The following is a 22,032-nucleotide window of genomic DNA, read 5'->3' on the forward strand; positions in this document are numbered from 1 at the left end:
CACCGGCCCGTCGGGCCTGGCATGCTCGACGCATGGCCACCCTCACTCGTCCCCGCCGCGGCAAGATCATCGCCGGAGTCTGCGCCGCCCTCGCCGCCCGCTTCGGCATCAGCGCCTTCCTCGTGCGACTGATCTTCGTGCTGTCGATCATCCTGCCCGGGCCGCAGGTGCTCGTGTACCTCGTGCTCTGGGTCGTGTTCCCGAAAGAGGACCGCTAGGCCCTCGCCGGACGCTCACCGGGCGACCGCCGGGCGTCCGCCTTGGCGCTCGTGACCCGTGGCGCCGGGTCAGCGCTTGGGCAGGGACCTCAGCAGCGCCTCCTGCAGGTAGCCCAGCCAGTCGAAGACGTGGCCCATGGCGCGCAGCTGCGGGTCGTCGCTCGGGGCGACGCCGTCGGCCGTGACGCCGAGGCGCTCGCCGAGGGTCAATCTCAGGTCGTTCAGGGTGCGCAGCCACGACTGTTGCGCAGCCCGGTCGAGCCCGGTCTCGGGCGCGTCGAGCGAGGTGAGCACCGCGCGTCCGTTCTCGATCTTGCGCCGGGTCAGGTCGTCGGCCGTGAAGCGGCGGAACTCGGCTGCCGCCTCGTCGTCGTCGCGGTACGCCGCGGGCAGGAGGCGCGCCAGGGCCGGATCGCCCTCGTCACCCTTCTCGAGCAGCCCCAGCAGTTGGCCGACCAGGTCCGAGAGCAGGCCCCGCTCGTCGGCGTCGAGCCGCACGCGGACCTCGTCACCGCCCCGGGCGCGGACGAACGGCACGAGCGTCACGCCTCGTCCTCCTTCGACAGGGTCGCCCACAGGCCGTAGTCGTGCATCGCCTCGACGTGACGTTCCATCGCCTCGCGGTTGCCCGTCGCGACGACCGCGCGGCCCTCGGTGTGCACCCGCATCATCAGCCGCTTCGCCTCGGCCCGGCCGAAGCCGAAGTAGGTCTCGAAGACGTGGGTCACGTAGGTCATCAGGTTGACCGGGTCGTCCCAGACGAGCGTCACCCACGGGGTGTCGGGCGAGGTCAGGAGGCGCGGGTCGGCCTCCGTTCCCGTACGGGTGTCGTCGAGGGTCGCGGTCACCCGCCCAGGGTGTCACACGGGCCTCGGAGCGGGCCGTCGCCCGGCTTCCGGCCCCGGGGTCCGCTTGTTATGCTGTGCGGGTCGCGACTGGCGTTCAGATGGTCACCATCGGGGAGCGACTGACACACGTGCGTGGCCGTACGCCTGGGCCACGACATCCGACCCTCCGTCCGTCCCGTGTGCCAAGGAGTCCTCCGTGACCATCTCCGACCAGACCGCCGCCTCGACCTCCGACGCCGCCGACACCGCAGCCGCGTCGACCGCTGCCGCCTCGACCGACCGCCAGCCGTCGACCTTCAACCAGCCGCTCTCGGTCGTCGACCCCGAGATCGCCGCCGTCCTCGAGCAAGAGCTCGGCCGTCAGCGCGACTACCTCGAGATGATCGCGTCCGAGAACTTCGTGCCGCGTGCCGTGCTCGAGTCGCAGGGCTCGGTGCTGACCAACAAGTACGCCGAGGGCTACCCCGGCCGTCGCTACTACGGCGGCTGCGAGTTCGTCGACGTCGCCGAGAACCTCGCCATCGAGCGCGCCAAGTCGCTGTTCGGCGCCGAGTTCGCCAACGTGCAGCCCCACTCGGGCGCCCAGGCCAACGCCGCGGTGCTGGCCGCCATCGCCGACATCGGCGACACGATCCTCGGCCTCGAGCTGTCGCACGGCGGTCACCTCACCCACGGCATGAAGCTCAACTTCTCGGGCAAGATGTACAAGGCCGTCGCCTACGAGGTCGACCCCGAGACCTACCTGATCGACATGGACGTCGTCCGTCGCCAGGCGATCGAGCACCAGCCGAAGGTGATCATCGCCGGCTGGTCGGCCTACCCCCGCCAGCTCGACTTCGCCGCCTTCCGTGCCATCGCCGACGAGGTCGGCGCGTACCTCTGGGTCGACATGGCCCACTTCGCCGGCCTCGTCGCCGCCGGTCTGCACCCGTCGCCCCTGCCGCACGCGCACGTCGTCTCGTCGACCGTGCACAAGACCCTCGCGGGCCCCCGCTCGGGCGTGATCCTCTCGAACCACGAGCCGCTGTTCAAGAAGCTCAACTCGGCCGTGTTCCCCGGTCAGCAGGGCGGCCCGCTGATGCACGTCATCGCGGCCAAGGCGACGGCGTTCAAGCTCGCCGCCGAACCCGAGTTCACAGACCGCCAAGAGCGCACCATCCGCGGTGCCCAGGCGCTCGCGGCCCGGCTCACGGCCGACGACGCGAAGGCGGCCGGCGTCGACGTGCTGACCGGCGGCACCGACGTGCACCTGGTGCTCGTCGACCTGCGGGCCAGCGAGGTCGACGGCAAGCAGGCCGAGAACCTGCTGCACGACGTCGGCATCACGGTGAACCGCAACTCGGTCCCGTGGGACCCCCGTCCGCCCATGGTCACCTCGGGCGTCCGCATCGGCACCTCGGCCCTCGCGACCCGCGGTTTCTCGGACGCCGAGTTCGCCGAGGTCGCCGACATCATCGCGCTCACGCTGATGCCGTCGCCCGACGTCGAGGCCCTCGCGGCCCGCGTCAAGGCGCTGACCGACGCCTTCCCGCTCTACGCGTGAGCGCTGACGTCACGGCCGGCACGCCGGCGGGCGTCGCGTCGGGGTCGAGCGTCGGCGCTGGCGGTGCGTCGGGCGCAGGCGCTCGGTCCGGAGGCGCGGTGACGCTCGAGCGCACCCGTTTCGTCCCCGGCGACGAGGCGTCCGCGGTCAAGATCGACGGCACGGCCCTCGCCGCGGCCGTGAAGGACGACCTGCGCCAGCGAGTCGACGCCCTCAAAGCACGCGGCATCGCACCCGGGCTGGGCACCATCCTGGTCGGCGCCAACCCCGGCTCGCTCTCGTACGTCGCGGGCAAGCACCGGGACTGCGCCGAGGTCGGCATCGAGTCGATCCGCATCGACCTGCCCGACACGGCGACCGAGGCCGAGATCCGGCAGGCGATCGAGGCGATGAACGCCGACCCGGCCGTGACCGCGTTCATCATCCAGCTGCCGCTGCCGGCCGGCATCGACCCGACGGCGATGCTCGAGCTGATGGACCCCGCCAAGGACGCCGACGGCCTGCACCCCGTCAACCTGGGCGAGCTCGTCCTGGCGGTGCCCGGCGGCAAGGGCTCGATCGACACGCCCCTGCCCTGCACGCCGCGGGGCATCGTCGAGATGTTGCACGCCTACGACATCCCGATCGCCGGCACCCACGTGACGATCATCGGGCAGGGCCTGACGGTCGGGCGTCCCCTCGGGCTGCTGCTGACCCGCCTCGAGGCGACGGCGACCCTGACGCACTCCCGGACGGTCGATGTCGCCGCCGAGGTGCGCCGCGCCGACATCGTGGTGGCCGCCGCCGGAGTCGCAGGGCTGGTCAAGCCGGACTGGGTCAAGCCCGGCGCGGCCGTCATCGACGTCGGCATCACCCGCGTGCTGAACGAGGAGACCGGCAAGTACAAGCTGCGCGGCGACGTCGACCCGGCCGTCGCCGCGGTCGCGGGCTTCCAGTCACCCGTGCCCGGCGGCGTCGGGCCGATGACCCGCGCCATGCTCCTGAAGAACGTGGTCGAGGCCGCCGACCGCCTCTGACGCCCCCGCACCACGCCAGAAGATGGGCACAGCGCCAGGTTTTCCCCTGGTGCTGTGCCCATCTCGCGGTGCTGTGCCCATCTCGTGGTGCTGTGGCCGCCTCGCGGTGCGGTGGCCGTCTCGTGGTGGTGTGGCCGCCTCGCGGTGCGGTGGCCGCCTCGTGGTGGTGTGGCCTTGCCCGTGATGCTGCGGCGAGGTCGTGCCCTCATCCCGCCACGAAGTACACACGCCGCCACGCAATGACGTGGCGGCGTGTGTACTTCGTGGCGGGCTGTGCCGCTGCCGCACCCAGCACGCCAGAAGATGGGCACAGCGCCAGGTTTTCCCCTGGTGCTGTGCCCATCTCGTGGTGCCGTGGCCATCTCCTGGTGGTGTGGCCGTCTCGTGGTGGTGTGGCCGCCTCGCGGTGCGGTGGCCTTGCCCGTGGTGCGGCGTCGGGGTCGTGCCCTCACCCCGCCACGAAGTACACACGCCGCCACGCAATGACGTGGCGGCGTGTGTACTTCGTGGCGGGCCGTGCCGCCGCCGCACCCAGCACGCCAGAAGATGGGCACAGCGCCAGGTTTTCCCCTGGTGCTGTGCCCATCTCGTGATGCCGTGGCCGTCTCGTGGTGGTGTGGCCGTCTCGCGATGCGGTGGCCTGGCCCGTGGTGCGGCGTCGGGGTCGTGCCGTCATCCCGCCACGAAGTAAACACGCCGCCACCCGATGACGTGGCGGCGTGTGTACCTCGTGGCGGGGTGTGCCGCCGCCGTACCCAGCACGCCAGAAGATGGGCACAGCGCCAGGTTTTCCCCTGGTGCTGTGCCCATCTCGTGGTGGTGTGGCCGTCTCGCGATGCGGTGGCCTGGCCCGTGGTGCGGCGTCGGGGTCGTGCCGTCATCCCGCCACGAGGTAAACACGCCGCCACCCGATGACGTGGCGGCGTGTGTACCTCGTGGCGGGGTGTGCCGCCGCCGCACCCGGCACACCAGAAAAGGGCACAGCGCCAGGTTTTCCCCTGGTGCTGTGCCCATCTCGTGGTGCTGTGGCTGTCTCGCGGTGCCGACCGCCTCCTCACGCCGCCCGGCTGACCGGTGCCTGGCTGCCCGACTGCGGGCCGCACGCCACCCGGCCACCCGGCCGCCCGGCCGCCCGGCCGCCCGGCCGCCCGGCTGCGGGCCGCACGCCGCCCGGCCGCACGCGGCAGGCGTCAGGCGTCGCGGCGGGCGCCCTCGGCGGCGTGGACGGTGAAGACGGTCGGCGCGGTGTGGCCGGCCTCGGCGAAGGCGGCGACGATCGCGGCCTCGACGTCGGCGCGGGCCTCGGTCGGGACGAGGGCGATGGCCGAGCCGCCGAAGCCGCCGCCGGTCATGCGGGCGCCGACGGCACCCGTGGCCTGGGCGGTGGCGACGGCGAGGTCGAGCTCGGGCACCGAGATCTCGAAGTCGTCGCGCATCGAGACGTGCGAGGCGTCGAGCAGGTGGCCGATCGCCCGGGGGCCGTCGGTGCGGAGCGTGCGGACGGTGTCGAGCACCCGCTGGTTCTCGGTGACGACGTGACGGACGCGGCGGAACGTCTCGTCGTCGAGCAGTTCTTCGGCCCGGTCGAGGTCGTCGGCGTCGAGGTCACGCAGCGAGTCGACGCCGAGCGCGGCGGCGCCCTTCTCGCACGAGGCACGGCGCTCGACGTAGCCGCCGGTGGCATGGGCGTGTTCGACATGGGTGTCGACGACGAGCACCTCGAGCCCGGCGGCGGCGAAGCCGAGGTCGACGACGTCGGCGTCGAGGCTGCGGCAGTCGAGGAACACCCCGGAGTCGGCCCGGCCGAGCAGCGAGGCGGACTGGTCCATGATGCCGGTCGGGGCGCCGACGGCCTCGTTCTCGGCGAGCTGCCCCACCGCGGCCAAGGCCGCGCGGTTGATGTCGAGCGACCAAAGTTCGGAGAACGCCACGGCCACCGAGCACTCGAGCGCGGCGGACGACGACAGCCCGGCGCCGACCGGCACCTCGGACTCGACGAAGAGGTCGAGCCCCTGCACGTCGGACAGGTCGATCGTCGACAGGTCGCCCCCGGCGGCGGCGAACGAGGGTGAGTCGGCCCGGTCGTGAGCCACGGAGAGGGCCCAGGCGATGCCGAACGCGTAAGCCGACCAGCCCGACATCGCGGCCGGGTCGAGGTCGTCGAGCGAGATCTCGTGCACGCCGGCCTCGAACGACGACGCGACGCGCAGCAGGCGGTCGTCGCGGTGGCCGACCGTGACGGTGGTGCGTCGGTCGATGGCGAACGGCAGCACGAAACCGTCGTTGTAGTCGGTGTGCTCGCCGATCAGGTTCACGCGACCCGGGGCGGACCAGCGACCGACGACCTCGGTGTCGAAGACGTCGGTGAAACGCGGGGGAGTGGGGGTGTCGGTCATGATCGCTCGATCGCCTCTCGGATTCGGTCGGCCTGCACCTCGGGGACGAGGTCGCCCACCCAGGCTCCCATCGCCGCCTCGGAGCCTGCCAGGAACTTCAACTTGCTCTCGGCCCGACGCGGCGAGGTGATCTGCAGCATCAGGCGGACGGTGTCGCGACCGACGCCGACCGGCGCCTGGTGCCACGCCGCGATGTAGGGGGTCGGGTCGTCGTACAGGGCGTCGACGCCGCGCAGGAGGCGCCGGTACATGATCGCGAGCTCGTCGCGTTCGTCGTCGGTCAACGCCGCGAAGTCGGGCACGTGGCGGTGCGGCAGCAGGTGGATCTCGATCGGCCAGCGCGCGGCGAACGGCACGAACGCCGTGAAGTGCTCGCCGGCGAGGACGACCCGGGGGCCCGAGCGCTCACGGTCGAGCAGGTCGGCGAACAGGGTCGGGCCGTAGGTCTCGATGCTGTCGAGCAGGCGAGTCGTGCGCGGGGTGACGTAGGGGTACGCGTAGATCTGGCCGTGCGGGTGGTGGAGCGTGACGCCGATGGCCTGGCCGCGGTTCTCGAAGGGGAACACCTGCTGGATGCCGGGCAGGGCCGACAGGGCCGCCGTGCGGTCGGCCCACGCCTCGACCACGGTGCGGGCGCGTGACTCGCTCAGGTCGGCGAACGAACCGTGGGTCTCGGGGCTGAAGCAGACGACCTCGCAGCGGCCGACGCTGCGCCGGGTGCGCTCCAGCCCGATGCGACCGAGGTCGTCGAGACCGGTGGGGGCGTCGTCGCTCTCGAGCAGCGGACCGAACGACGGCGAGCGGTTCTCGAACACGGCGACGTCGTAGACGTCGGGGATCTCGGACGGGTTCGTCTCGCTGGCCGGCGCGAGCGGGTCGAGCTCGGCGGGCGGCAGGAACACGCGGTTCTGCCGGGAGGCGGCGATCGACACCCACTCGCCGGTCAGGGCGTCCTGGCGCATGGTCGCCGTGTCGGGCCGGGGGTCGAGCGTGCGGGCGTCGACGCGTCGTTCGGCCGACAGGGTCGTGTCGGCGTCGTCGAAGTAGATGAGTTCGCGACCGTCGGCCAGGACCGTCGCGCGCTTCGTGATGGACGACATCGCGCCTCCTTCTGTTCGGGGCACTCGCGACCACGACTTGCAGTTGCGAAAGTACGTGAAAGCATACGAAACTAGCCGGGTGGACGGCAACTCGACCCCTCGACCGGCGGCGCAGCCCGCGGTGCTGCCCGGCGAGCGTCGGCGCGACCGCATCGCCGACCTCGTCGGTCGGCGTGGGTTCGTCCGCACCGCCGAGCTGGCGCGAGAGTTCCGGTTGTCCGAGGTGACCATCCGCACCGACCTCGAGAGCCTCGCCGCCGACGGCCTCTTGTCGCGCGTGCACGGCGGGGCGTTGTCGGTCGACCGACCGGCCGAGCGGCCGTTCGAAGAAGAGAGCTCGGTGTCGACCGAGGCCAAGCGGGCCATCGGGGTCGAGGCCGCGTCGCTGGTGCGCTCGGGCGACTGCGTGGTGCTCGACGTCGGCACGACCACTACGCAGATCGCGCTGGCGCTGCTCGAACGGCACGAGCTCGAGGGCGTCGTCGTCGTCACCAACGGCCTCACCATCGCATTGGCGCTCGAACAGGCCGTGCCGCGGTTCACCGTGATCGTGTCGGGCGGCACGCTGCGGCCCCTGCAGCACTCGCTGGTCAACCCGTTGGCGACGAGCGTGTTCGCCGGCATCACCGCCGACCTGGCCTTCATCGGCTGCACCGGCGTGCACGCGACCCACGGCGTCACGAACGTGAACCTGCCCGAGACCGACCTCAAGCGCCTCATGACCCAGACGGCCCGCCGGTCGTACATCGTCGCCGACGGCAGCAAGCTCGGCGAGGCCCACCTCGGCGTGATCGGCCCGCTCGACACCTTCGAGGCGCTGATCACGGCGGGCGCCGACGATGCCTCCGTCGCCGAGCTCCGGCGGGCGGGCCTCGACGTGGTGGCCGCGCGAGGCACGACCGCAGGAGGCGCGGGCGAGGTCGACGCGCCTCCTCACGACCCGGCCCCCTCGCGTCCCTGACCCGGGCCCGGACGCCACGGGCACCCGAGAGCGAGACTGGAGCGATGACGACGAGCAACCCGACCGGAGAACAGTACGAGCTCACCCTCGAGCGAGACGGTCACACCGTGACGGGCATCGTGACGCAGGTCGCGGCGGGCATCCGTGCCCTGGCCGTCGACGGCGTCGCGCTGACCGAGACGTTCGGCGCCGACGAGACGCCGCCCTCGGCGTGCGGCATCACGCTCGTGCCCTGGCCGAACCGCGTGGCCGGCGGTCGCTGGTCGCTCGACGGTCACGAGCAGCAGCTCGACCTCACCGAGGCGGCCAAGGGCAACGCCAGCCACGGGCTGCTGAGGTACACGGCCTACCAGGTGGTCGAGCGTGAGCCGCACGCGGTGACCCTCGCCGCGACGGTGTACCCGCAGCACGGCTGGCCGTTCCAGCTCGACACGACCGTGCGGCACGAGCTCGTGGCCGACGGCATGGTGGTGACGCACGCGATCACCAACGTCGGCGTCGGCCGGGCACCGTTCGCCGTGGGGTCGCACCCGTTCTTCCGGGTGGGCGACCACGACCCGGCGACCCTCAGGGTGACGCTCGCGGCGGCGACCCGGTACGAGGTGGACGAGAGCAGCATCCCGGTCGGCATCTCGCCGGTGGCCGGCACGCGGTACGACCTCTCGCACGGGCCGCTCGTGGGCGACCTCGACCTCGACACGGGCTACCGCGACGTCGAGCCCGACGACGACGGCGTCCGCACGACGACCTTCTCCGCGCCCGACGGCTCGGCGACCGAGCTCTGGCAAGACCCGTCGTTCGAGTACGTGCAGGTGTTCACGCCGCGCAACTTCCCCCGTGACGGGGTGAAGGGTCTGGCGGTCGCCGCCGAGCCGATGACGGCGCCGGCCAACGCCCTCGCCTCGGGCGAGGGGCTGCGGTGGCTCGACGAAGGCGAGACGTGGACGGGCAGCTGGGGAGTGCGGTACCGGGCAGCAGGCGCCACGGCCTCGTAGGTCGGAGCGCGGCGCGAGAGGGTGCGGGCCCGGGAGCGCCGTTGCTCCCGGCCCCGCGTTCGGCCGGCGACACCGTTTCGGGTCGGTGTCGTCCTCGCCTGAGGTCGCAGCTCGCGCGGAACGCGAGCTGTGACCGTCGTCGTGGTCGGCGGGCCTGAGGACACACAGAGCCGCCGATCACAGCGGGGTCCGGGCCGATGCCCAAAAACTACAGCCGATCCCACGACAAGACAAGAGGAAACCTCGGGGATGCTCGGGCGGGTGTCCTTCCTCGCCCGACCGACTGTCCGATTTGCGTCACCTGGGTTCGCGCCCATCACGGCGCGCGTAGCGTCGAAGATTGCCTCTCCGGGGTCGCCCGGCCCTGACGTACCCCTGAAGACCCATGCGACATGCCCGACACCTGTCGCGGGGAGGCCGAGCGCCCTTCCCGACCCGAACCGGAAGGGCGCTTTCTCTCGCCCTCGACAGAATGTCTGTCACGCGACGCGCAGGGGGCGTATGGTCTCCGCTTAACAGGCGGCCAGGGACCGTCTGGAATCGGGGGACAGGATTCGGGTCCGGGTCTCTCGGGGTGGGGCCTCCGCATTCGGGTGCGACGTCGGCCCCGCCCTACCGCCCCGCCCGAGCCTCGGCCGCACCCGCACGTGGTGCCCCCGAGACGAGGGCCGAGCGTTCGGGGCCGCGGAGGCGACGGCCCGGAGGCGACGGCCCGGAGGCGACGGCCCGGAGGCGACGCCTCGGAGGCGATGCCTCGGGTGAATTGCAGACGGTGGGCCCCGTGGGGCTCGAACCCACGACCCGCGGATTAAAAGTCCGATGCTCTACCAACTGAGCTAGAGGCCCGTGCGCGTCCACTTTACGGGATGCCGCGGCCCGTGTTCGCCAGGCCCGACCCCGCGGGGGCGGCGTGGTCGCGGGCGGGCCGAGCCGCGCCTCCTCGGTGTCGTCGCCCACCGGGCGTCATGCCGTGGGCGAACGTCCGGGTCGGTGTCGGTGGGCACGCCTATCGTGGGTCCGGTGCCGAGACCTTTCCACCGCCCGACCCAGTTCTCGGGGTCCGAGTTCGAAGCCTTCCAGGGCGGAGACGACCCCGCGACGATGAACCGCGTCGCCCACGAGTCGGCCTCGGCCCTCGTCGCGCGCGTCAAGCACGACCCGAGCCCCGAGATCCTCGACCGGCTCGTCACGTTCACCGACCAGCACGGCATCGACGCCGTCGCCGAGCTGTGGGCACGGGCGAGCCCGCACAGCCTGCCCGGGGCGCTCTGGCGCATCTACCTCGTGCGCGCCGTCATCCGGCAGAACCCGGTCGAGGTGACGCAACTCTTCGAGCGCGGGGTCGAGGTCGCCACGACGATCGACCCGGTGGTCGCGGGTGCGCCGGCGCCGGCCAGCCCTGAAGAGATCCTCGAGCTCGCCGACCTGATCTTGCGCGGGGTGTTCGTGGGCGACTTCGCCATCGCCCTCGAGCGGGGTGCCGCGTTCTGCCGCCTCGCCGCCGCCGGCGCCACGTCGGTCGCCGACGACCAAGACGCCGTCGGCTCCGACCGCGCCGGCGAACTCACCCGGCGGGCCCTGCGCTTCAGCGAACTCGGCGTCGATCTCGTCGCCTGCGCCCACCTGTGGCGCGACGACAGCCTCGACTGAACGCTGGCCGGCGCGGGCACGGGCACGAGCGAGAGAGAACGGACGACGGCGGCGCGGCGCGGCGTGCGACGCGACCGGACGCACAGCGACACGCGCGAGCGGGGGCCGCGTTCGCACGACGCGAACTCGTCGGCCCGTCGGGCGTGGGGCGGGTAAAGTCTCTCTGGTCGGGCCGCAGTAACCCCGGGCTCCAAATTTAGCCGCTTCGAGCGGCCTCGCGCCGAGAGGCGTTTCTGCGGTCCGGCACCCTTTCCTCCCGAGTCCTCACCACTCGGTCGAGAAGCACGCGTGCCGCTCGGCCGCCCCCTCCCTCGCGGGGTGACCATCGCCTCCTGCGGTCCTCCATGGGCCCACCTGCGGTCCACGACGGGCCCACCCGTGGCCCGGATCGGCACGCCAGGCGCCCGCGCGCCGTCACGGCGCGAATGTTCGTCCAATCCACCCGGGGCCCGGTGTCGAACCCTTGACGTGAGGATGCACGATCCCCCGCCGACTCCCGTCCTCCCTAAGCATCGGGCGTCGGCGGGCTGGTCTCCCTGCGATGCACCGGGCCTGAACGCCATCCCAGACGGTCGCATCGCAGGGGGTCCCGCTCACACCCCGAACACCGCACCACCCGGCAACATCGCACCACCCAGCACCACCCCAGCGACGCCGCACCACCAGCACCACATCACGATCCGCCCCGGATCGTGCCCCACGACTCCACGAACAGTGCGACCGGAGGTGAACCCTGACATGCTCGAACTCGTGACCCGAGAGACAGAGACACCCGAGCCCGGGCGCACCCTGTCGACTCCCGACGAACTGCTGCCGCGAGTCGCACAGGGCGATCAAGCCGCCTTCGCCGAGCTGTACGACCAGACGGCGCCCCGCGTGCTCGGCCTGGTCAAGCGACTCCTCAAGGACCACGCCCAGTCCGAAGAGGTGACCCAAGAGGTCTTCCTCGAGATCTGGCAGAACGCGACGCGCTTCGACACCGCTCGGGGCAGCGCCGCCAGCTGGATGCTCACGATGGCGCACCGCCGCGCCGTGGACCGCATCCGCGCCTCCCAGGCCGGTCGCGACCGTGACCTCAAGATCGGCGTCCGCGACCTGCAGACCGACTACGACTCGGTCACCGAGTCCGTCGAGATCCGCATCGAGCACGAGCGGGTCGAGAGGGCCCTGGGGCGCCTCACCGAACTGCAACGTCAGGCGGTCAAGCTCGCCTACTACGGCGGCCTCAGCCACAGCGAGGTCGCGAAACTCCTCGACGTGCCGATCGGCACCGTCAAGACCAGACTGCGCGACGGCATGATCCGCCTGCGCGACGAGATGGGAGTGGCATCGTGAGCGATCACGACGAACCCACGCGGGGCCGCCACGCGGACGACGCGGGCCCCACGAAGATCGACACCGACGACCTGTCCGGTGCCTACGTCCTCAACGCGTTGAGCGACGACGAACGACACGCGTTCGAGGAACTCCTCGGCGACACATCAGACCAGCACGACGACACCAGGACGGAGGTGGCCGAATTGAGAGAGACAGCACTGTTGCTCGCCCACGCTGCTCGGCCCGTCACGCCCTCTGCCGAGCTGCGCGCCAGCGTCCTCGGCCTCATCGCGTCGACGCCCCAATTGCCGCCGCTCACGGAGACGGCCCCGACGGCCGACCATGGCACCACGACCGCAGGAGGCGCGGGTGACGGCGACCACGAGCGTCGCGTCGAGCGCACCCCGGCTCCCGAGATGGAGCCGAGCGAGTCCGAGGGCGCCCGCGTCCTCACGGCCACCGGTGCCGCGCACCGTCGCTGGTTCGCCCGGCCCGTGGCGATCCTCGGGGCGGCCGCCGCGGCCGCCGCACTGTTCTTCGGCGGCGGAGCCCTCGTCGAGGGCCTCGGCCAGACCGGTCAGCAGCAAGAGCAGCAGGCGTCCGGCATCGACGAGATCTACGCGGCGAGCGACTTCCAACGTTCGGTCGCCGACGTCAGCACCGGGGGCAAGGCCACCCTGATCTGGTCGGACGAGCTCGGCCGCTCGGCGGTCGTCGTCGACGGCATGACCTCGCTGCCCGGCGACCAGACCTACGAGCTCTGGTACATCGGTTCTGACGGTGCCGTCCCCGCGGGCACCTTCGACGCCTCGTCGAGCGCCCCGGCCACGCACCTGCTCAAGGGCGAGAAGAGCCCGGGCGACACGATCGGCATCACGGTCGAGCCCAGCGGTGGCTCGTCGTCGCCCACGACCGACCCGGTCGTCGCCATCCCCAGCGCCTGACCCGGGCGGCCCGACGGTCGCGGCCCGACAGCCCGGCCCGGCAGCCCGGCCCCGCTCCGCACGGCACGAGAAGAGGCGGTCCACCACCCGGTGGACCGCCTCTTCTCGTGTGCCCCGGCGAGTGCCGAGACCGTGCGCCCCCGAGGAGGCGCGGTGCCCGATCAGCCGAAGCGTCCCGACACGTAGTCTTCCGTCGCCTGCACGCTCGGGTTCGAGAACATCTTGGCGGTGTCGTCGAACTCGATCAGCTTGCCGGGCTTGCCGGTGCCCGCGATGTTGAAGAACGCGGTCTTGTCGCTGACGCGGCTGGCCTGCTGCATGTTGTGGGTCACGATGACGATCGTGTACTGCTGCTTGAGCTCTTCGATGAGGTCCTCGATGGCGAGGGTCGAGATCGGGTCGAGGGCCGAGCAGGGCTCGTCCATCAGCACGACGTCGGGCGAGACGGCGATGGCGCGCGCGATGCACAGGCGCTGCTGCTGACCGCCCGAGAGGCCGGAGCCGGGCTTGTCGAGGCGGTCCTTGACCTCGTTCCAGAGGTTGGCACCCTGCAGCGACGACTCGACGAGGCCGTCCTGGTCGCCCTTCGACATGCGACGGTTGTTGAGCTTGACGCCGGCGAGCACGTTGTCGCGGATGCTCATCGTCGGGAACGGGTTGGGGCGCTGGAAGACCATGCCGACCTGGCGGCGGACGAGCACCGGGTCGACGCCGGGGCTGTAGAGGTCGTTGCCGTCGATCAGCACCTCGCCCTCGACGTAGGCACCGGGGATGACCTCGTGCATGCGGTTCAGCGTGCGGAGGAAGGTCGACTTGCCGCAGCCGGACGGGCCGATGAACGCGGTGACCGTGCGGGGCTCGATGGTGATGTTGACGTCTTCGACGGCCTTGAACTTGCCGTAGTAGACGTTGAGGTCGTTGACCTCGATGCGCTTGGACACGGTGATTCCTTCGGGGTGGGAGCCGGGCGGGGGCCGGGGTCGAGTACGGGTCGGGGCGGCCGGGTCAGCGGCCGAGCTTGGGGGCGAACACGCGGGCGATCACGCGGGCCAGCAGGTTCAACGCCATCACCAGCAGGATGAGGGTGAGCGCCGAGGTCCAGGCCCGGTCGATGAACGCGGCGGCGTCGGTGCCCTGGCTGACGTACGAGCTGTAGGCGAAGACCGGCAGCGACTGCATGGCGCCGCCGAACAGGTTGTAGTTCATGTTCGCCGTGAAGCCGGCGGTGATCAGCAGCGGGGCCGTCTCGCCGACGACGCGCGCGATGGCGAGCATGACGCCGGTCGTGATGCCTGCCACCGACGTGGGGATGACCACCTTGAGGATGGTCAGCCACTTCGGCACGCCGAGGGCGTACGACGCCTCGCGCAGCTCGTTCGGCACCAGCTTCAGCATCTCTTCGGTGCTGCGCACGACGACGGGGATCATCAGCACGGCCAGGGCGACCGAACCGGCCGCGCCCATGCGGACGCCCGCGCCGAAGAAGATGACGAACAGGGCGTAGGCGAACAGGCCGGCGACGATCGACGGGATGCCCGTCATGACGTCGACGAAGAACGTGATGGAGCGGGCCAGGCGGCCCTGGCCGTACTCGACCAGGTAGATCGCCGTGAGCAGGCCGATCGGCACCGAGATGACTGCGGCGAGGGCGGTGATCAGCAGGGTGCCCATGACGGCGTGCAGCCCACCGCCGCCGGCGCCGACGACGTTGCGCATCGACATCGAGAAGAAGTCGGCGTCGAACCGGTTCGTCCCGGACGTCACGACGGTGATGAGCAACGACACCAGCGGCACGAGCGCGATGATGAAGGCGGCGCTCACGAGGGTGGTGACGACGCGGTCCTTCGCGCGACGGATGCCCTCGACCTGCATCGCGACGACGAAGACGAGCGCGGCGTAGAGCACGGTCCCGAGGACGATCGCCCCGACCCAGTTGAAGGTCTCGGTGACGCCGGCCGCGTTCAGCAGGGCGAAGACGACGCCCATGACGACCCAGCTGCCGAGCAGGATGACCAGGGGCGCGGCCTTGGGCAGGCGCCCGGTCGTGAGGGCGTTGACCGAGCGGGTGGACCGGCGGACGCCGGCGGTGGTGGTGGCCATCAGTTCGCTCCCGAGAAGGCCTTGCGGCGGTTGATGACGTAGCGGGCGATCGAGTTGACGATCAGCGTGATGACGAAGAGCACGAGGCCCGTCGCGATGAGGGTGTTGATGCCGATGTCGTGTGCCTCGGGGAACCTCAGGGCGATGTTCGCCGCGATGGTCGACGAGTTCGTCGACGTGAGGATCGCCGGGTTGATCACGAGGGCGGGCGAGAGCACGAGGGCCACGGCCATGGTCTCGCCGAGCGCGCGTCCGAGCCCGAGCATGGCCGACGAGATGATGCCGGGCCGGCCGAAGGGCAGCACGGCGATCTGGATCATCTCCCACCGGGTGGCGCCGAGGGCCAGGGCGGCCTCTTCGTGCAGCACGGGCGTCTGCAGGAAGACCTCGCGGCTGAGGGCGGTGATGATCGGCAGGATCATCACCGCGAGCACGATCGAGGCGGTCAGCAGCGTGCGCCCGGTGCCCGAGACGGGGCCGGCGAAGAGCGGGAACCAGCCGAAGGTGTTCACGAGCCAGTCGTAGAACGGCTGGATCGCCGGGGCGAGCACGATGCTGCCCCAGAGGCCGAACACGACCGAGGGCACCGCGGCCAGCAGGTCGATGACGTAGCCGAGACCCTGGGCGAGCTTGCGGGGCGCGTAGTGCGAGATGAAGAGCGCGATGCCGATGGCGACGGGCAGGGCCATCAGGAGGGCCAGCGCGGCGGCGTAGACGGTGCCGAAGGCCAGGGGGCCGACGTACTGCCAGAAGGTGCCGGGGTAACCCGAGAGCGAGACCTCGCCGGGGGCGGCCGTGAGGGCCGGGATGCTCTGCACGACGAGGAAGAGCGCGACGGCGGCCAGGATCGCGAGGATGAGACCACCCGCGACGACGGTGCTGCCCGAGAAGATCCGGTCGGCGGGACGTCGCTTGGGCTTCGGGACGACGGCGGGGGCCGAGGTCGTGGCGGGGGCGGTCATCGGACGGGGTCCTCCGGAGGCTCGGGTGGGGTTCGGGGTGGTGCGGTGCCTGTCAGGCCGATGGCCCGGGAACGCACGCGGTGCGTTCCCGGGCCCCCGGGGTGGTGCCGTGTTACTTGATCAGTGCGATGGCGTCGGAGACCTGACCCGAGAGCGTGCTCGAGATCGGGGCCGAGCCGGCGGCGTCGGCCGCGGCCTGCTGGCCTTCCTCGCTGGTGACGTACGAGAGGTACGCCTTCACGAGCTCGCCCTTGGCGGCGTCCTCGTAGGACTCGCAGGCGACGAGGTAGCTGACCAGGACGATCGGGTACACGCCGGACGCGGTCGAGGTGCGGTCGAGCGCGATGGCGATGTCGCCCTCGGTGCGGCCTTCCTCTTCGGGCGACTCGTCGACGATGGCGGCGGCGGCGTCGGCCGAGTAGCCGACGAAGTCGTCGCCGACCTTGACCTTGACGGTGCCGAGGTCACCGGCGCGCGAGGCGTCGGCGTAGCCGATGGTGCCGGTGCCGTTGGTGACGGCGTCGATCACGCCGGTGGTGCCCGAGGCGCCCTCGCCGCCGAACGCGGTCGGCCAGGTGCCGTCGGCCTCTTCGGTCCAGGTGTCGCCGGCCGTGGCGTGCAGGTAGTCCGTGAAGTTCTCGGTGGTGCCCGAGTCGTCCGAGCGGTGGACGGCCGTGATGCCCGTGCTGGGCAGGTCGGCGTCGGGGTTGTCGGCCTTGATCTCGTCGGCGTCCCAGGTGGTGATCTTGCCGCTGAAGATGCCGGCCAGGGTGGCGGGCGTCAGGTTGAGCTCGTCGATGCCGTCGAGGTTGAAGACGACCGCGATGGGCGAGACGTAGGCGGGCAGCTCGACGATGCCGGTGTCGGGCGTGCAGCCCGCGAAGGTGCTCGACGAGATCTCGTCGGTGGTGAAGGCGCGGTCCGAGCCGGCGAAGTCGGCGGCACCCGAGATGAAGCTCTCGCGGCCGCTGCCCGAGCCGGAGGGCTCGTAGCCGATGTTGGCGTCGGGGTTGGCGGTCTGGAAGGCAGCGACCCAGGCCTCCTGGGCGGCCTGCTGCGACGAGGCGCCGACGCCCTTGATGGTGCCGGAGACGTCGCTGGACGATGCGCCGCCCGAAGGCGTGGCGCCGCCTTCGTTGCTGGCGCAGGACGCGAGGAGCATAGTTCCGACCGCGGCGATCGCGACGATGCTGCCGGTGCGCTTGAAGTTCACAGGGGGGTCCTTTTCGGGATGTGATGGCTGGGTGCTGTGGGCCAGGTGCCGACCCGTGCGAGACGCTACGGCGGACGGTTAACCACGGTCGCCTGCCCCGGTGAACGGAAGGTGAACGAGGGGGGAACATCGGCCGAGACAGGCGCGTCCCGACAGGCGTCGACCCCCGCCTGTCGCAGGCGGGGGTCGACGTCGGCAGTGCCGGGCGGAGCCGAGGAGGCGCGGGTCAGGCAGCCGGGCCGTGCGTCTCGAGCGCGACCAGCGTCGAGTCGTCGACCGAGACGTGCAGCACCGTGAACTCGGCCGTGCCGAGCGACGAGGCACGGCGCAGGTCGATGCGGTCGCCCCCCTTGGTGCCCAGCGAGATCTGCCGGATGACCTCGGGCAGCACGGGCCCGTGGCTGCAGATGACGGCGGCGACCTTCTTCTTGAGGCGCTTCTTGACGACCGCGGCGACGTCGTCGGTGCCCTGCTCGAAGGCGTCCTGGCTGATGGCGTCGGTCTGGCGCACGCCGACGCGGGTCAGCGCCGACAGCGGCTCGAGCGTGGCGAGGCACCGGGCGGCCGTGCTGCTGACGATGCGCGTGGGAGACCACGCCGCGATGACGGGTGCGACCGACCTCGCCTGGCGCCGACCCTGCGGCAGCAGCGGGCGCGTGGCGTCCGAACCGTGCCAGTCGGACGGCGAGGTCGTCTTCGCGTGCCGGAGGGCCACGATCGGGAAGGTCCGTGCCGTGCCGGTCGCTACCCGGTCGGCGAAGCGCTGCAGCACGTCGGCGTCGCGGGCGTAGGTGAGCATCGCCTTGGCCTTCTCGAGCCCGACCCACTCGATGGCGGCCACCTCGTGGTTGGCCGTGAACGACCCGGCCTCGGCGAATGCCTCGTCGGTCACCTCGGCCGACCAGTAGTACACGACCTTGTCGCGGCCGCCGGGCAGCAGGTACTCGGCCGTGCCGAGCGGGGCGCCGAGCGTGACGCGGTAGCCGGTCTCTTCGTGGATCTCGCGCACGGCCGTCTGCGGCGTGGCCTCGCCGGGGTCGACCTTGCCCTTGGGCAGCGAGACGTCGCCGTGGTGGTCGCGGTGGATGAGCAGCACCCGCACCTTGCCGTCGACGAGGCGCCAGCACACGGCGCCGGCGGCGACGACGGTCGTCGAGGTGACGGTCATCGCTTGGAGCGCTTCCGCACGGTGATGGCCTTCATCTGGGCGTTCTGCAGGTCGGTCAGCGACCGGCCGTCGGCGTCGCGGGCGTGGCGCGTCCAGGTGCCGTCGGCCTCGAGCCACCACGACGACGTGTCGTCCGACATCGCCTGGTCGAACAATGCGGACACCTCGGTCAGGTGGTCGGCCTGCGTCAGCCGCACGAGGGCCTCGACGCGGCGGTCGAGGTTGCGGTGCATCATGTCGGCGCTGCCGATGAAGACCTGAGGGTCGCCGTCGTTCGCGAACCAGAACAGACGGCTGTGCTCGAGGTACCGCCCGAGGATCGACCGCACGCGGATGTTGTCGCTGAGCCCCGGCTCGCCCGGCTTGATCGTGCAGATGCCCCGTACCCAGACGTCGACCGGCACGCCGGCCTGGCTGGCCTTGTAGAGCGCGTCGATGATCTGCTCGTCGACGATCGAGTTGATCTTGATGCGGATGCCCGCCGGGCGGCCGGCCTGGGCGTTCTCGATCTCGTTCTGGATCTGCTTCAGCAGCCCACGTCGCAGGTAGCGCGGTGCGACGAGCAGGCGCTTGAACTTCTTCTCGATGGCGTAGCCCGAGAGCTCGTTGAAGAGCCGCGTCAGGTCTTTGCCGACCTGGTCGTCGGAGGTGAAGAGCCCCATGTCTTCGTAGATGCGACTGGTCTTGGGGTTGTAGTTGCCCGTTCCGATGTGCGTGTAGTGCTTGAGCGTGCCCTTCTCCTGACGGATGACCAGGGCGAGCTTGCAGTGGGTCTTGAGCCCGACCAGCCCGTAGACGACGTGCACCCCGGCCTTCTCGAGCTTGCGGGCCCAGGTGATGTTGTTCTGCTCGTCGAAGCGCGCCTTGACCTCGACCAGTGCGAGCACCTGCTTGCCGGACTCGGCCGCGTCGATGAGGGCCTCGATGATGGGCGAGTCGCCGCTGGTGCGGTAGAGGGTCTGCTTGATGGCGAGCACGTTCGGGTCGGCCGCCGCCTGCTCGAGGAACGCCTGGACGCTGGTCGCGAACGACTCGTACGGGTGGTGCACGAGGATGTCTTGCCGGGCGATGCTGGCGAACATGTCGGGCTTCATGTTCGGCTCGGTCGGCTGCAGCTGCACGGCCGTGGTCGGCAGGTGCTTGGGGTACTTCAGGTCGGCCCGAGACATCTTGGTGATCTCGAACAGGCCGGCCAGGTCGAGCGGCGCCGGCAGCTTGTAGACCTCTTGGTCGGTCACGTCGAGCTCGCGGACGAGCAGTTCGAGGGTGACCGGGTCCATGTCGTCGGTGATCTCGAGGCGGATCGGCGGGCCGAAGCGGCGGCGCAGCAGCTCGCGTTCGAGCGCCTGGATGAGGTTCTCTGATTCGTCTTCGTCGACCTCGACGTCTTCGTTGCGCGTCACGCGGAACACGTGGTGCTCGACGACCTCCATGCCCGGGAAGAGGTCTTGCAGGTGGTTGGCGATCAGGTCTTCCAGGGGGATGAAGCGCACCCGGCCGCTGTCGTCGTCGGGCAGCTGCACGAAGCGCGGCAGCATCTGCGGCACCTTGAGGCGCGCGAACTCCTGCCGCATCGTCTTGGGGTTGCGCACCCGGATCGAGAGGTTGAGCGACAGGCCCGAGATGTACGGGAACGGGTGGGCCGGGTCGACGGCCAGGGGCATGAGCACCGGGAAGATCTGCTCGGTGAAGATCTCGCGCATGCGCACGCGGTCGGCTTCTTCGAGGTCGGACCAGTTCTCGATGTGGATGCCCGCGTCGTCGAGGTCGGGCTTGACCAGGTCGAGGAACGCCCGCGCGTGGCGTTCTTGCAGCTCGTGGGCCTTCTTGCTGATGTCGGCCAGCACCTCGTTCGGCCCGCGCCCGACGTTGGTCGGCACGGCGAGCCCGGTCGCGATGCGGCGCTTGAGCCCGGCGACGCGCACCATGAAGAACTCGTCGAGGTTGCTGGCGAAGATCGCGAGGAAGTTCGCGCGTTCGAGCAGCGGGGTGGTGGGGTCTTCGGCCAGTTCGAGCACGCGCTGGTTGAAGGCGAGCCAGCTCAGCTCGCGGTCGAGGTAGCGCTCGCCGGGCAGCGTGCCGTCCTCGAAGCTGACGATCTCGTCGAAGTCGTCGAGGAAGTCGGGGGTGACGCCGGCGCCGTCGACGCGGGGTTCGCTGCTGTCCATCGCACCATCGTGCCACCCCGGGCGGCCTCGCAGCGTCGTCCCGGGTAAACGCGAGATGACGTGTGGATCCGCGACGACCGGGGGAGGAGGCGCGGGTGGCGCCGGTCACCAGACACGACGACGCCCCCGCCGGGTCGGCGGGGGCGTCGTCGTGGGCAGGCCTGCTGCTACTTCTCTTCGTTCTTCAGGGCGAGGCCGAGGGCGAAGAAGGTCGGCGCCCAGTGGCCGATGAAGATGCCCCACCGGTCGGACTGCGCCTTGTCGGACGAGTCCTTGCCCTGCGAGGCGATCCAGGCCACGAGGGCGATGACGATCGAGGCGAAGCCGCCCCAGTAGGCGTGCTTGCTCTGGAGGCCGAGGTCGGAAAGGAACTTGACGGGGTTCATGGTGTTCTCCTGTCGATGGGGATGCGTGCCGTGCGCGGTGCCTCAATCCACTCCCCGGCGCTGTGAGCGCGGTGGCAGGTCGGGGCGGGGCCCAGGAGTAGGCGTCGCGAGGCTGCTTTTGTACCCCGGCTCGTACCCCGAGGGCGCGGCGGGCACCCGAGACGGGCCTCGGGGCGGGGCGGGGCGAGGCGAGGCCAGGCGGGTGCGCTCAGCGGGCGAGGGTGTACTGCACGTCGACGGCGTGGTCGGTGAAGCCCCGCGCCGCGTAGAGCCGCAGGGCGGCCGTGTTGTCGCCCTCGACGTAGAGCGCCGCGGTGTCGGCCCCGCGCTCGGCGAGGCGGGCGAACCCGGCGTCGACCACCGCGCCTCCCAGGCCCTCGCCCTGGTGGTCGGGAGACACGCCGACCGCGTAGAACTCGCCGGGCTGACCGGCGTCGAGCTTGAGCCAGCAGAAGGCCAGCAGGTCGTCGCCCCGCCAGAGCAGCACGAAGTCGCCGGCGTCGAACCAGGCCTCCGCCTGTCGGGCGTCGAGGTCGGCCTGCACGAGCGAGCCCTGCTCGGGGTGGTCGGCGAACGCGCGGGCGTTGAGGTCGAGCCAGGCCGCGTCGTCGACCCCGGGGCGGAAGGCGGTGACGCGGTCGCCGTCGCGCAACCGCGGCGGGCGGGGCGACGACGGCACGGGGGCCCGCTGCTGCAGCAGGCGACGGGTCTCGTCGAGGCCGAAGCGCGACGCGAGCACGCGTGAACCGGGGTGGTCGCCGTGCGCCCAGAGCAGCAGGGGCCCGTGGGTCTCGTCGATCAGCCGCTGCAGCAGCTCGGCTCCGCGACCCTGGCGACGATCGTCGGGGTGGACGACGAGTTCGGCCTCGTCACCGCGCCGCACCGCCGCCGCGTGGGCGTCGCCGACGACCGTCGCGGTGCCCGACCGCACGTCGACGAGGGTCTGGTCCGAGAACGGAGGGCTGCCGTCGGCCTCGGCCGCCGCCCGGGCGAGCCCCGGGACGAAGGAGGCGCCGGTCGCGTCGACCCCGCCCGTCACGACGACAC

Annotated in this window: 20 protein-coding genes, 1 tRNA gene and 1 riboswitch; of the genes, 8 read left to right on the forward strand and 13 right to left on the reverse strand. The window is 71.2% G+C overall.

All coding sequences use genetic code 11. The features are described 5' to 3' along the window. Positions 1 to 32 precede the first annotated feature (32 nt). On the forward strand, positions 33 to 218 hold the full coding sequence (locus ITJ55_RS09020; RefSeq protein WP_056259492.1) for a PspC domain-containing protein: 186 nt from the start codon (positions 33 to 35) through the stop codon (positions 216 to 218). A 69-nt stretch (positions 219 to 287) separates the two neighbouring features. On the opposite strand, the gene ITJ55_RS09025 is transcribed toward ITJ55_RS09020, so the two are convergent. Continuing rightward, positions 288 to 764 (reverse strand): DUF2017 domain-containing protein, encoded by a 477-nt coding sequence (locus ITJ55_RS09025; protein ID WP_370544094.1) that lies wholly within the window; start codon positions 762 to 764, stop codon positions 288 to 290. Then, positions 761 to 1,066: an ATP-dependent Clp protease adapter ClpS gene (gene clpS, locus ITJ55_RS09030; protein ID WP_194595078.1), complete on the reverse strand. Its 306-nt coding sequence runs from the start codon at positions 1,064 to 1,066 to the stop codon at positions 761 to 763. The genes ITJ55_RS09025 and clpS overlap by 4 nt, the downstream gene beginning before the upstream one ends. Before the next feature lie 73 nt (positions 1,067 to 1,139). Beyond that, a riboswitch (ZMP/ZTP riboswitch) is annotated at positions 1,140 to 1,223 on the forward strand. 39 nt (positions 1,224 to 1,262) lie between these two features. Between clpS and glyA the strand changes: the two genes are divergently transcribed. Together glyA and ITJ55_RS09040 are read left to right on the forward strand one after the other, a co-directional pair. Continuing rightward, a complete protein-coding gene (gene glyA / locus ITJ55_RS09035) occupies positions 1,263 to 2,609 on the forward strand; it encodes a serine hydroxymethyltransferase (protein ID WP_370544095.1) in 1,347 nt (448 codons plus the stop codon). 98 nt (positions 2,610 to 2,707) lie between these two features. Further along, complete coding sequence (locus tag ITJ55_RS09040; RefSeq protein WP_194595596.1) at positions 2,708 to 3,625, forward strand: bifunctional methylenetetrahydrofolate dehydrogenase/methenyltetrahydrofolate cyclohydrolase; 918 nt, start codon at positions 2,708 to 2,710, stop codon at positions 3,623 to 3,625. Positions 3,626 to 4,815: 1,190 nt separating this feature from the next. On the opposite strand, the gene galK is transcribed toward ITJ55_RS09040, so the two are convergent. Then, positions 4,816 to 6,021 (reverse strand): galactokinase, encoded by a 1,206-nt coding sequence (galK, locus tag ITJ55_RS09045; protein WP_194595079.1) that lies wholly within the window; start codon positions 6,019 to 6,021, stop codon positions 4,816 to 4,818. After that, positions 6,018 to 7,121 (reverse strand): galactose-1-phosphate uridylyltransferase, encoded by a 1,104-nt coding sequence (gene galT, locus ITJ55_RS09050; protein ID WP_194595080.1) that lies wholly within the window; start codon positions 7,119 to 7,121, stop codon positions 6,018 to 6,020. The genes galK and galT overlap by 4 nt, the downstream gene beginning before the upstream one ends. Before the next feature lie 79 nt (positions 7,122 to 7,200). Here galT and ITJ55_RS09055 point away from each other — a divergent pair, with 79 nt between their 5' ends. Continuing rightward, entirely contained in the window at positions 7,201 to 8,082 is an 882-nt protein-coding gene (locus ITJ55_RS09055) for a DeoR/GlpR family DNA-binding transcription regulator (protein WP_370544096.1), read from the forward strand. Positions 8,083 to 8,126: 44 nt separating this feature from the next. Then, positions 8,127 to 9,077, forward strand: a complete 951-nt coding sequence (locus ITJ55_RS09060) for an aldose 1-epimerase family protein (protein WP_194595081.1) — start codon at positions 8,127 to 8,129, stop codon at positions 9,075 to 9,077. A gap of 773 nt (positions 9,078 to 9,850) precedes the next feature. Here ITJ55_RS09060 and ITJ55_RS09065 read toward each other — a convergent pair. After that, positions 9,851 to 9,923, reverse strand: a tRNA-Lys gene (locus ITJ55_RS09065). Between the two features lie 174 nt (positions 9,924 to 10,097). Here ITJ55_RS09065 and ITJ55_RS09070 point away from each other — a divergent pair. From ITJ55_RS09070 to ITJ55_RS09080, 3 genes are all read left to right on the forward strand, one after another. Continuing rightward, positions 10,098 to 10,727, forward strand: a complete 630-nt coding sequence (locus ITJ55_RS09070) for a hypothetical protein (protein ID WP_055977451.1) — start codon at positions 10,098 to 10,100, stop codon at positions 10,725 to 10,727. Between the two features lie 738 nt (positions 10,728 to 11,465). After that, the gene (locus tag ITJ55_RS09075) at positions 11,466 to 12,062 is read left to right on the forward strand and encodes a sigma-70 family RNA polymerase sigma factor (protein ID WP_056259481.1); all 597 of its coding nucleotides are present in this window, start codon (positions 11,466 to 11,468) and stop codon (positions 12,060 to 12,062) included. After that, complete coding sequence (locus ITJ55_RS09080) at positions 12,059 to 12,988, forward strand: anti-sigma factor (RefSeq protein ID WP_194595082.1); 930 nt, start codon at positions 12,059 to 12,061, stop codon at positions 12,986 to 12,988. Before ITJ55_RS09075 ends, ITJ55_RS09080 begins: the two co-directional genes overlap by 4 nt. A 161-nt stretch (positions 12,989 to 13,149) precedes the next feature. Here the strand turns inward: ITJ55_RS09080 and pstB are convergent, their stop codons facing one another. From pstB to mshD, 8 genes are all read right to left on the reverse strand, one after another. Beyond that, entirely contained in the window at positions 13,150 to 13,929 is a 780-nt protein-coding gene (gene pstB / locus ITJ55_RS09085) for a phosphate ABC transporter ATP-binding protein PstB (protein ID WP_194595083.1), read from the reverse strand. A 64-nt stretch (positions 13,930 to 13,993) separates the two neighbouring features. Further along, positions 13,994 to 15,088: a phosphate ABC transporter permease PstA gene (gene pstA, locus ITJ55_RS09090; RefSeq protein ID WP_194595084.1), complete on the reverse strand. Its 1,095-nt coding sequence runs from the start codon at positions 15,086 to 15,088 to the stop codon at positions 13,994 to 13,996. Next, entirely contained in the window at positions 15,088 to 16,050 is a 963-nt protein-coding gene (gene pstC / locus ITJ55_RS09095) for a phosphate ABC transporter permease subunit PstC (protein WP_137847466.1), read from the reverse strand. The genes pstA and pstC overlap by 1 nt, the downstream gene beginning before the upstream one ends. A 112-nt stretch (positions 16,051 to 16,162) precedes the next feature. Continuing rightward, positions 16,163 to 17,263 carry a phosphate ABC transporter substrate-binding protein PstS gene (locus ITJ55_RS09100; protein ID WP_370544097.1) on the reverse strand — a complete coding sequence of 367 codons (1,101 nt, stop codon included), beginning with the start codon at positions 17,261 to 17,263 and terminating at the stop codon, positions 16,163 to 16,165. 226 nt (positions 17,264 to 17,489) lie between these two features. Then, positions 17,490 to 18,431, reverse strand: coding sequence for an NUDIX hydrolase (locus tag ITJ55_RS09105; RefSeq protein WP_194595085.1), 942 nt, complete (start codon positions 18,429 to 18,431; stop codon positions 17,490 to 17,492). Continuing rightward, positions 18,428 to 20,599 (reverse strand): RNA degradosome polyphosphate kinase, encoded by a 2,172-nt coding sequence (locus ITJ55_RS09110; protein WP_194595086.1) that lies wholly within the window; start codon positions 20,597 to 20,599, stop codon positions 18,428 to 18,430. Before ITJ55_RS09110 ends, ITJ55_RS09105 begins: the two co-directional genes overlap by 4 nt. 167 nt (positions 20,600 to 20,766) lie before the next feature. Further along, positions 20,767 to 20,985, reverse strand: coding sequence for a hypothetical protein (locus ITJ55_RS09115; protein ID WP_054146872.1), 219 nt, complete (start codon positions 20,983 to 20,985; stop codon positions 20,767 to 20,769). 208 nt (positions 20,986 to 21,193) lie between these two features. After that, positions 21,194 to 22,024 carry a mycothiol synthase gene (gene mshD, locus ITJ55_RS09120; RefSeq protein ID WP_194595087.1) on the reverse strand — a complete coding sequence of 277 codons (831 nt, stop codon included), beginning with the start codon at positions 22,022 to 22,024 and terminating at the stop codon, positions 21,194 to 21,196. Positions 22,025 to 22,032: the final 8 nt, after the last annotated feature.

Origin of the sequence: Frigoribacterium sp. VKM Ac-1396 (assembly GCF_015350895.1) — a bacterium.
Taxonomy (GTDB): Bacteria; Actinomycetota; Actinomycetes; order Actinomycetales; family Microbacteriaceae; genus Frigoribacterium.

Excerpts from the sequence above, each read along its gene's own strand:
- galK (WP_194595079.1), bottom strand. The coding sequence starts at position 6,021 with ATGACCGACACCCCCACTCCCCCGCGTTTCACCGACGTCTTCGACACC.
- pstC (WP_137847466.1), bottom strand. The coding sequence starts at position 16,050 with ATGACCGCCCCCGCCACGACCTCGGCCCCCGCCGTCGTCCCGAAGCCC.
- ITJ55_RS09105 (WP_194595085.1), bottom strand. The coding sequence starts at position 18,431 with ATGACCGTCACCTCGACGACCGTCGTCGCCGCCGGCGCCGTGTGCTGG.
- ITJ55_RS09110 (WP_194595086.1), bottom strand. The coding sequence starts at position 20,599 with ATGGACAGCAGCGAACCCCGCGTCGACGGCGCCGGCGTCACCCCCGAC.
- ITJ55_RS09115 (WP_054146872.1), bottom strand. The coding sequence starts at position 20,985 with ATGAACCCCGTCAAGTTCCTTTCCGACCTCGGCCTCCAGAGCAAGCAC.
- ITJ55_RS09075 (WP_056259481.1), top strand. The coding sequence starts at position 11,466 with ATGCTCGAACTCGTGACCCGAGAGACAGAGACACCCGAGCCCGGGCGC.
- ITJ55_RS09060 (WP_194595081.1), top strand. The coding sequence starts at position 8,127 with ATGACGACGAGCAACCCGACCGGAGAACAGTACGAGCTCACCCTCGAG.
- ITJ55_RS09020 (WP_056259492.1), top strand. The coding sequence starts at position 33 with ATGGCCACCCTCACTCGTCCCCGCCGCGGCAAGATCATCGCCGGAGTC.
- galT (WP_194595080.1), bottom strand. The coding sequence starts at position 7,121 with ATGTCGTCCATCACGAAGCGCGCGACGGTCCTGGCCGACGGTCGCGAA.
- pstA (WP_194595084.1), bottom strand. The coding sequence starts at position 15,088 with ATGGCCACCACCACCGCCGGCGTCCGCCGGTCCACCCGCTCGGTCAAC.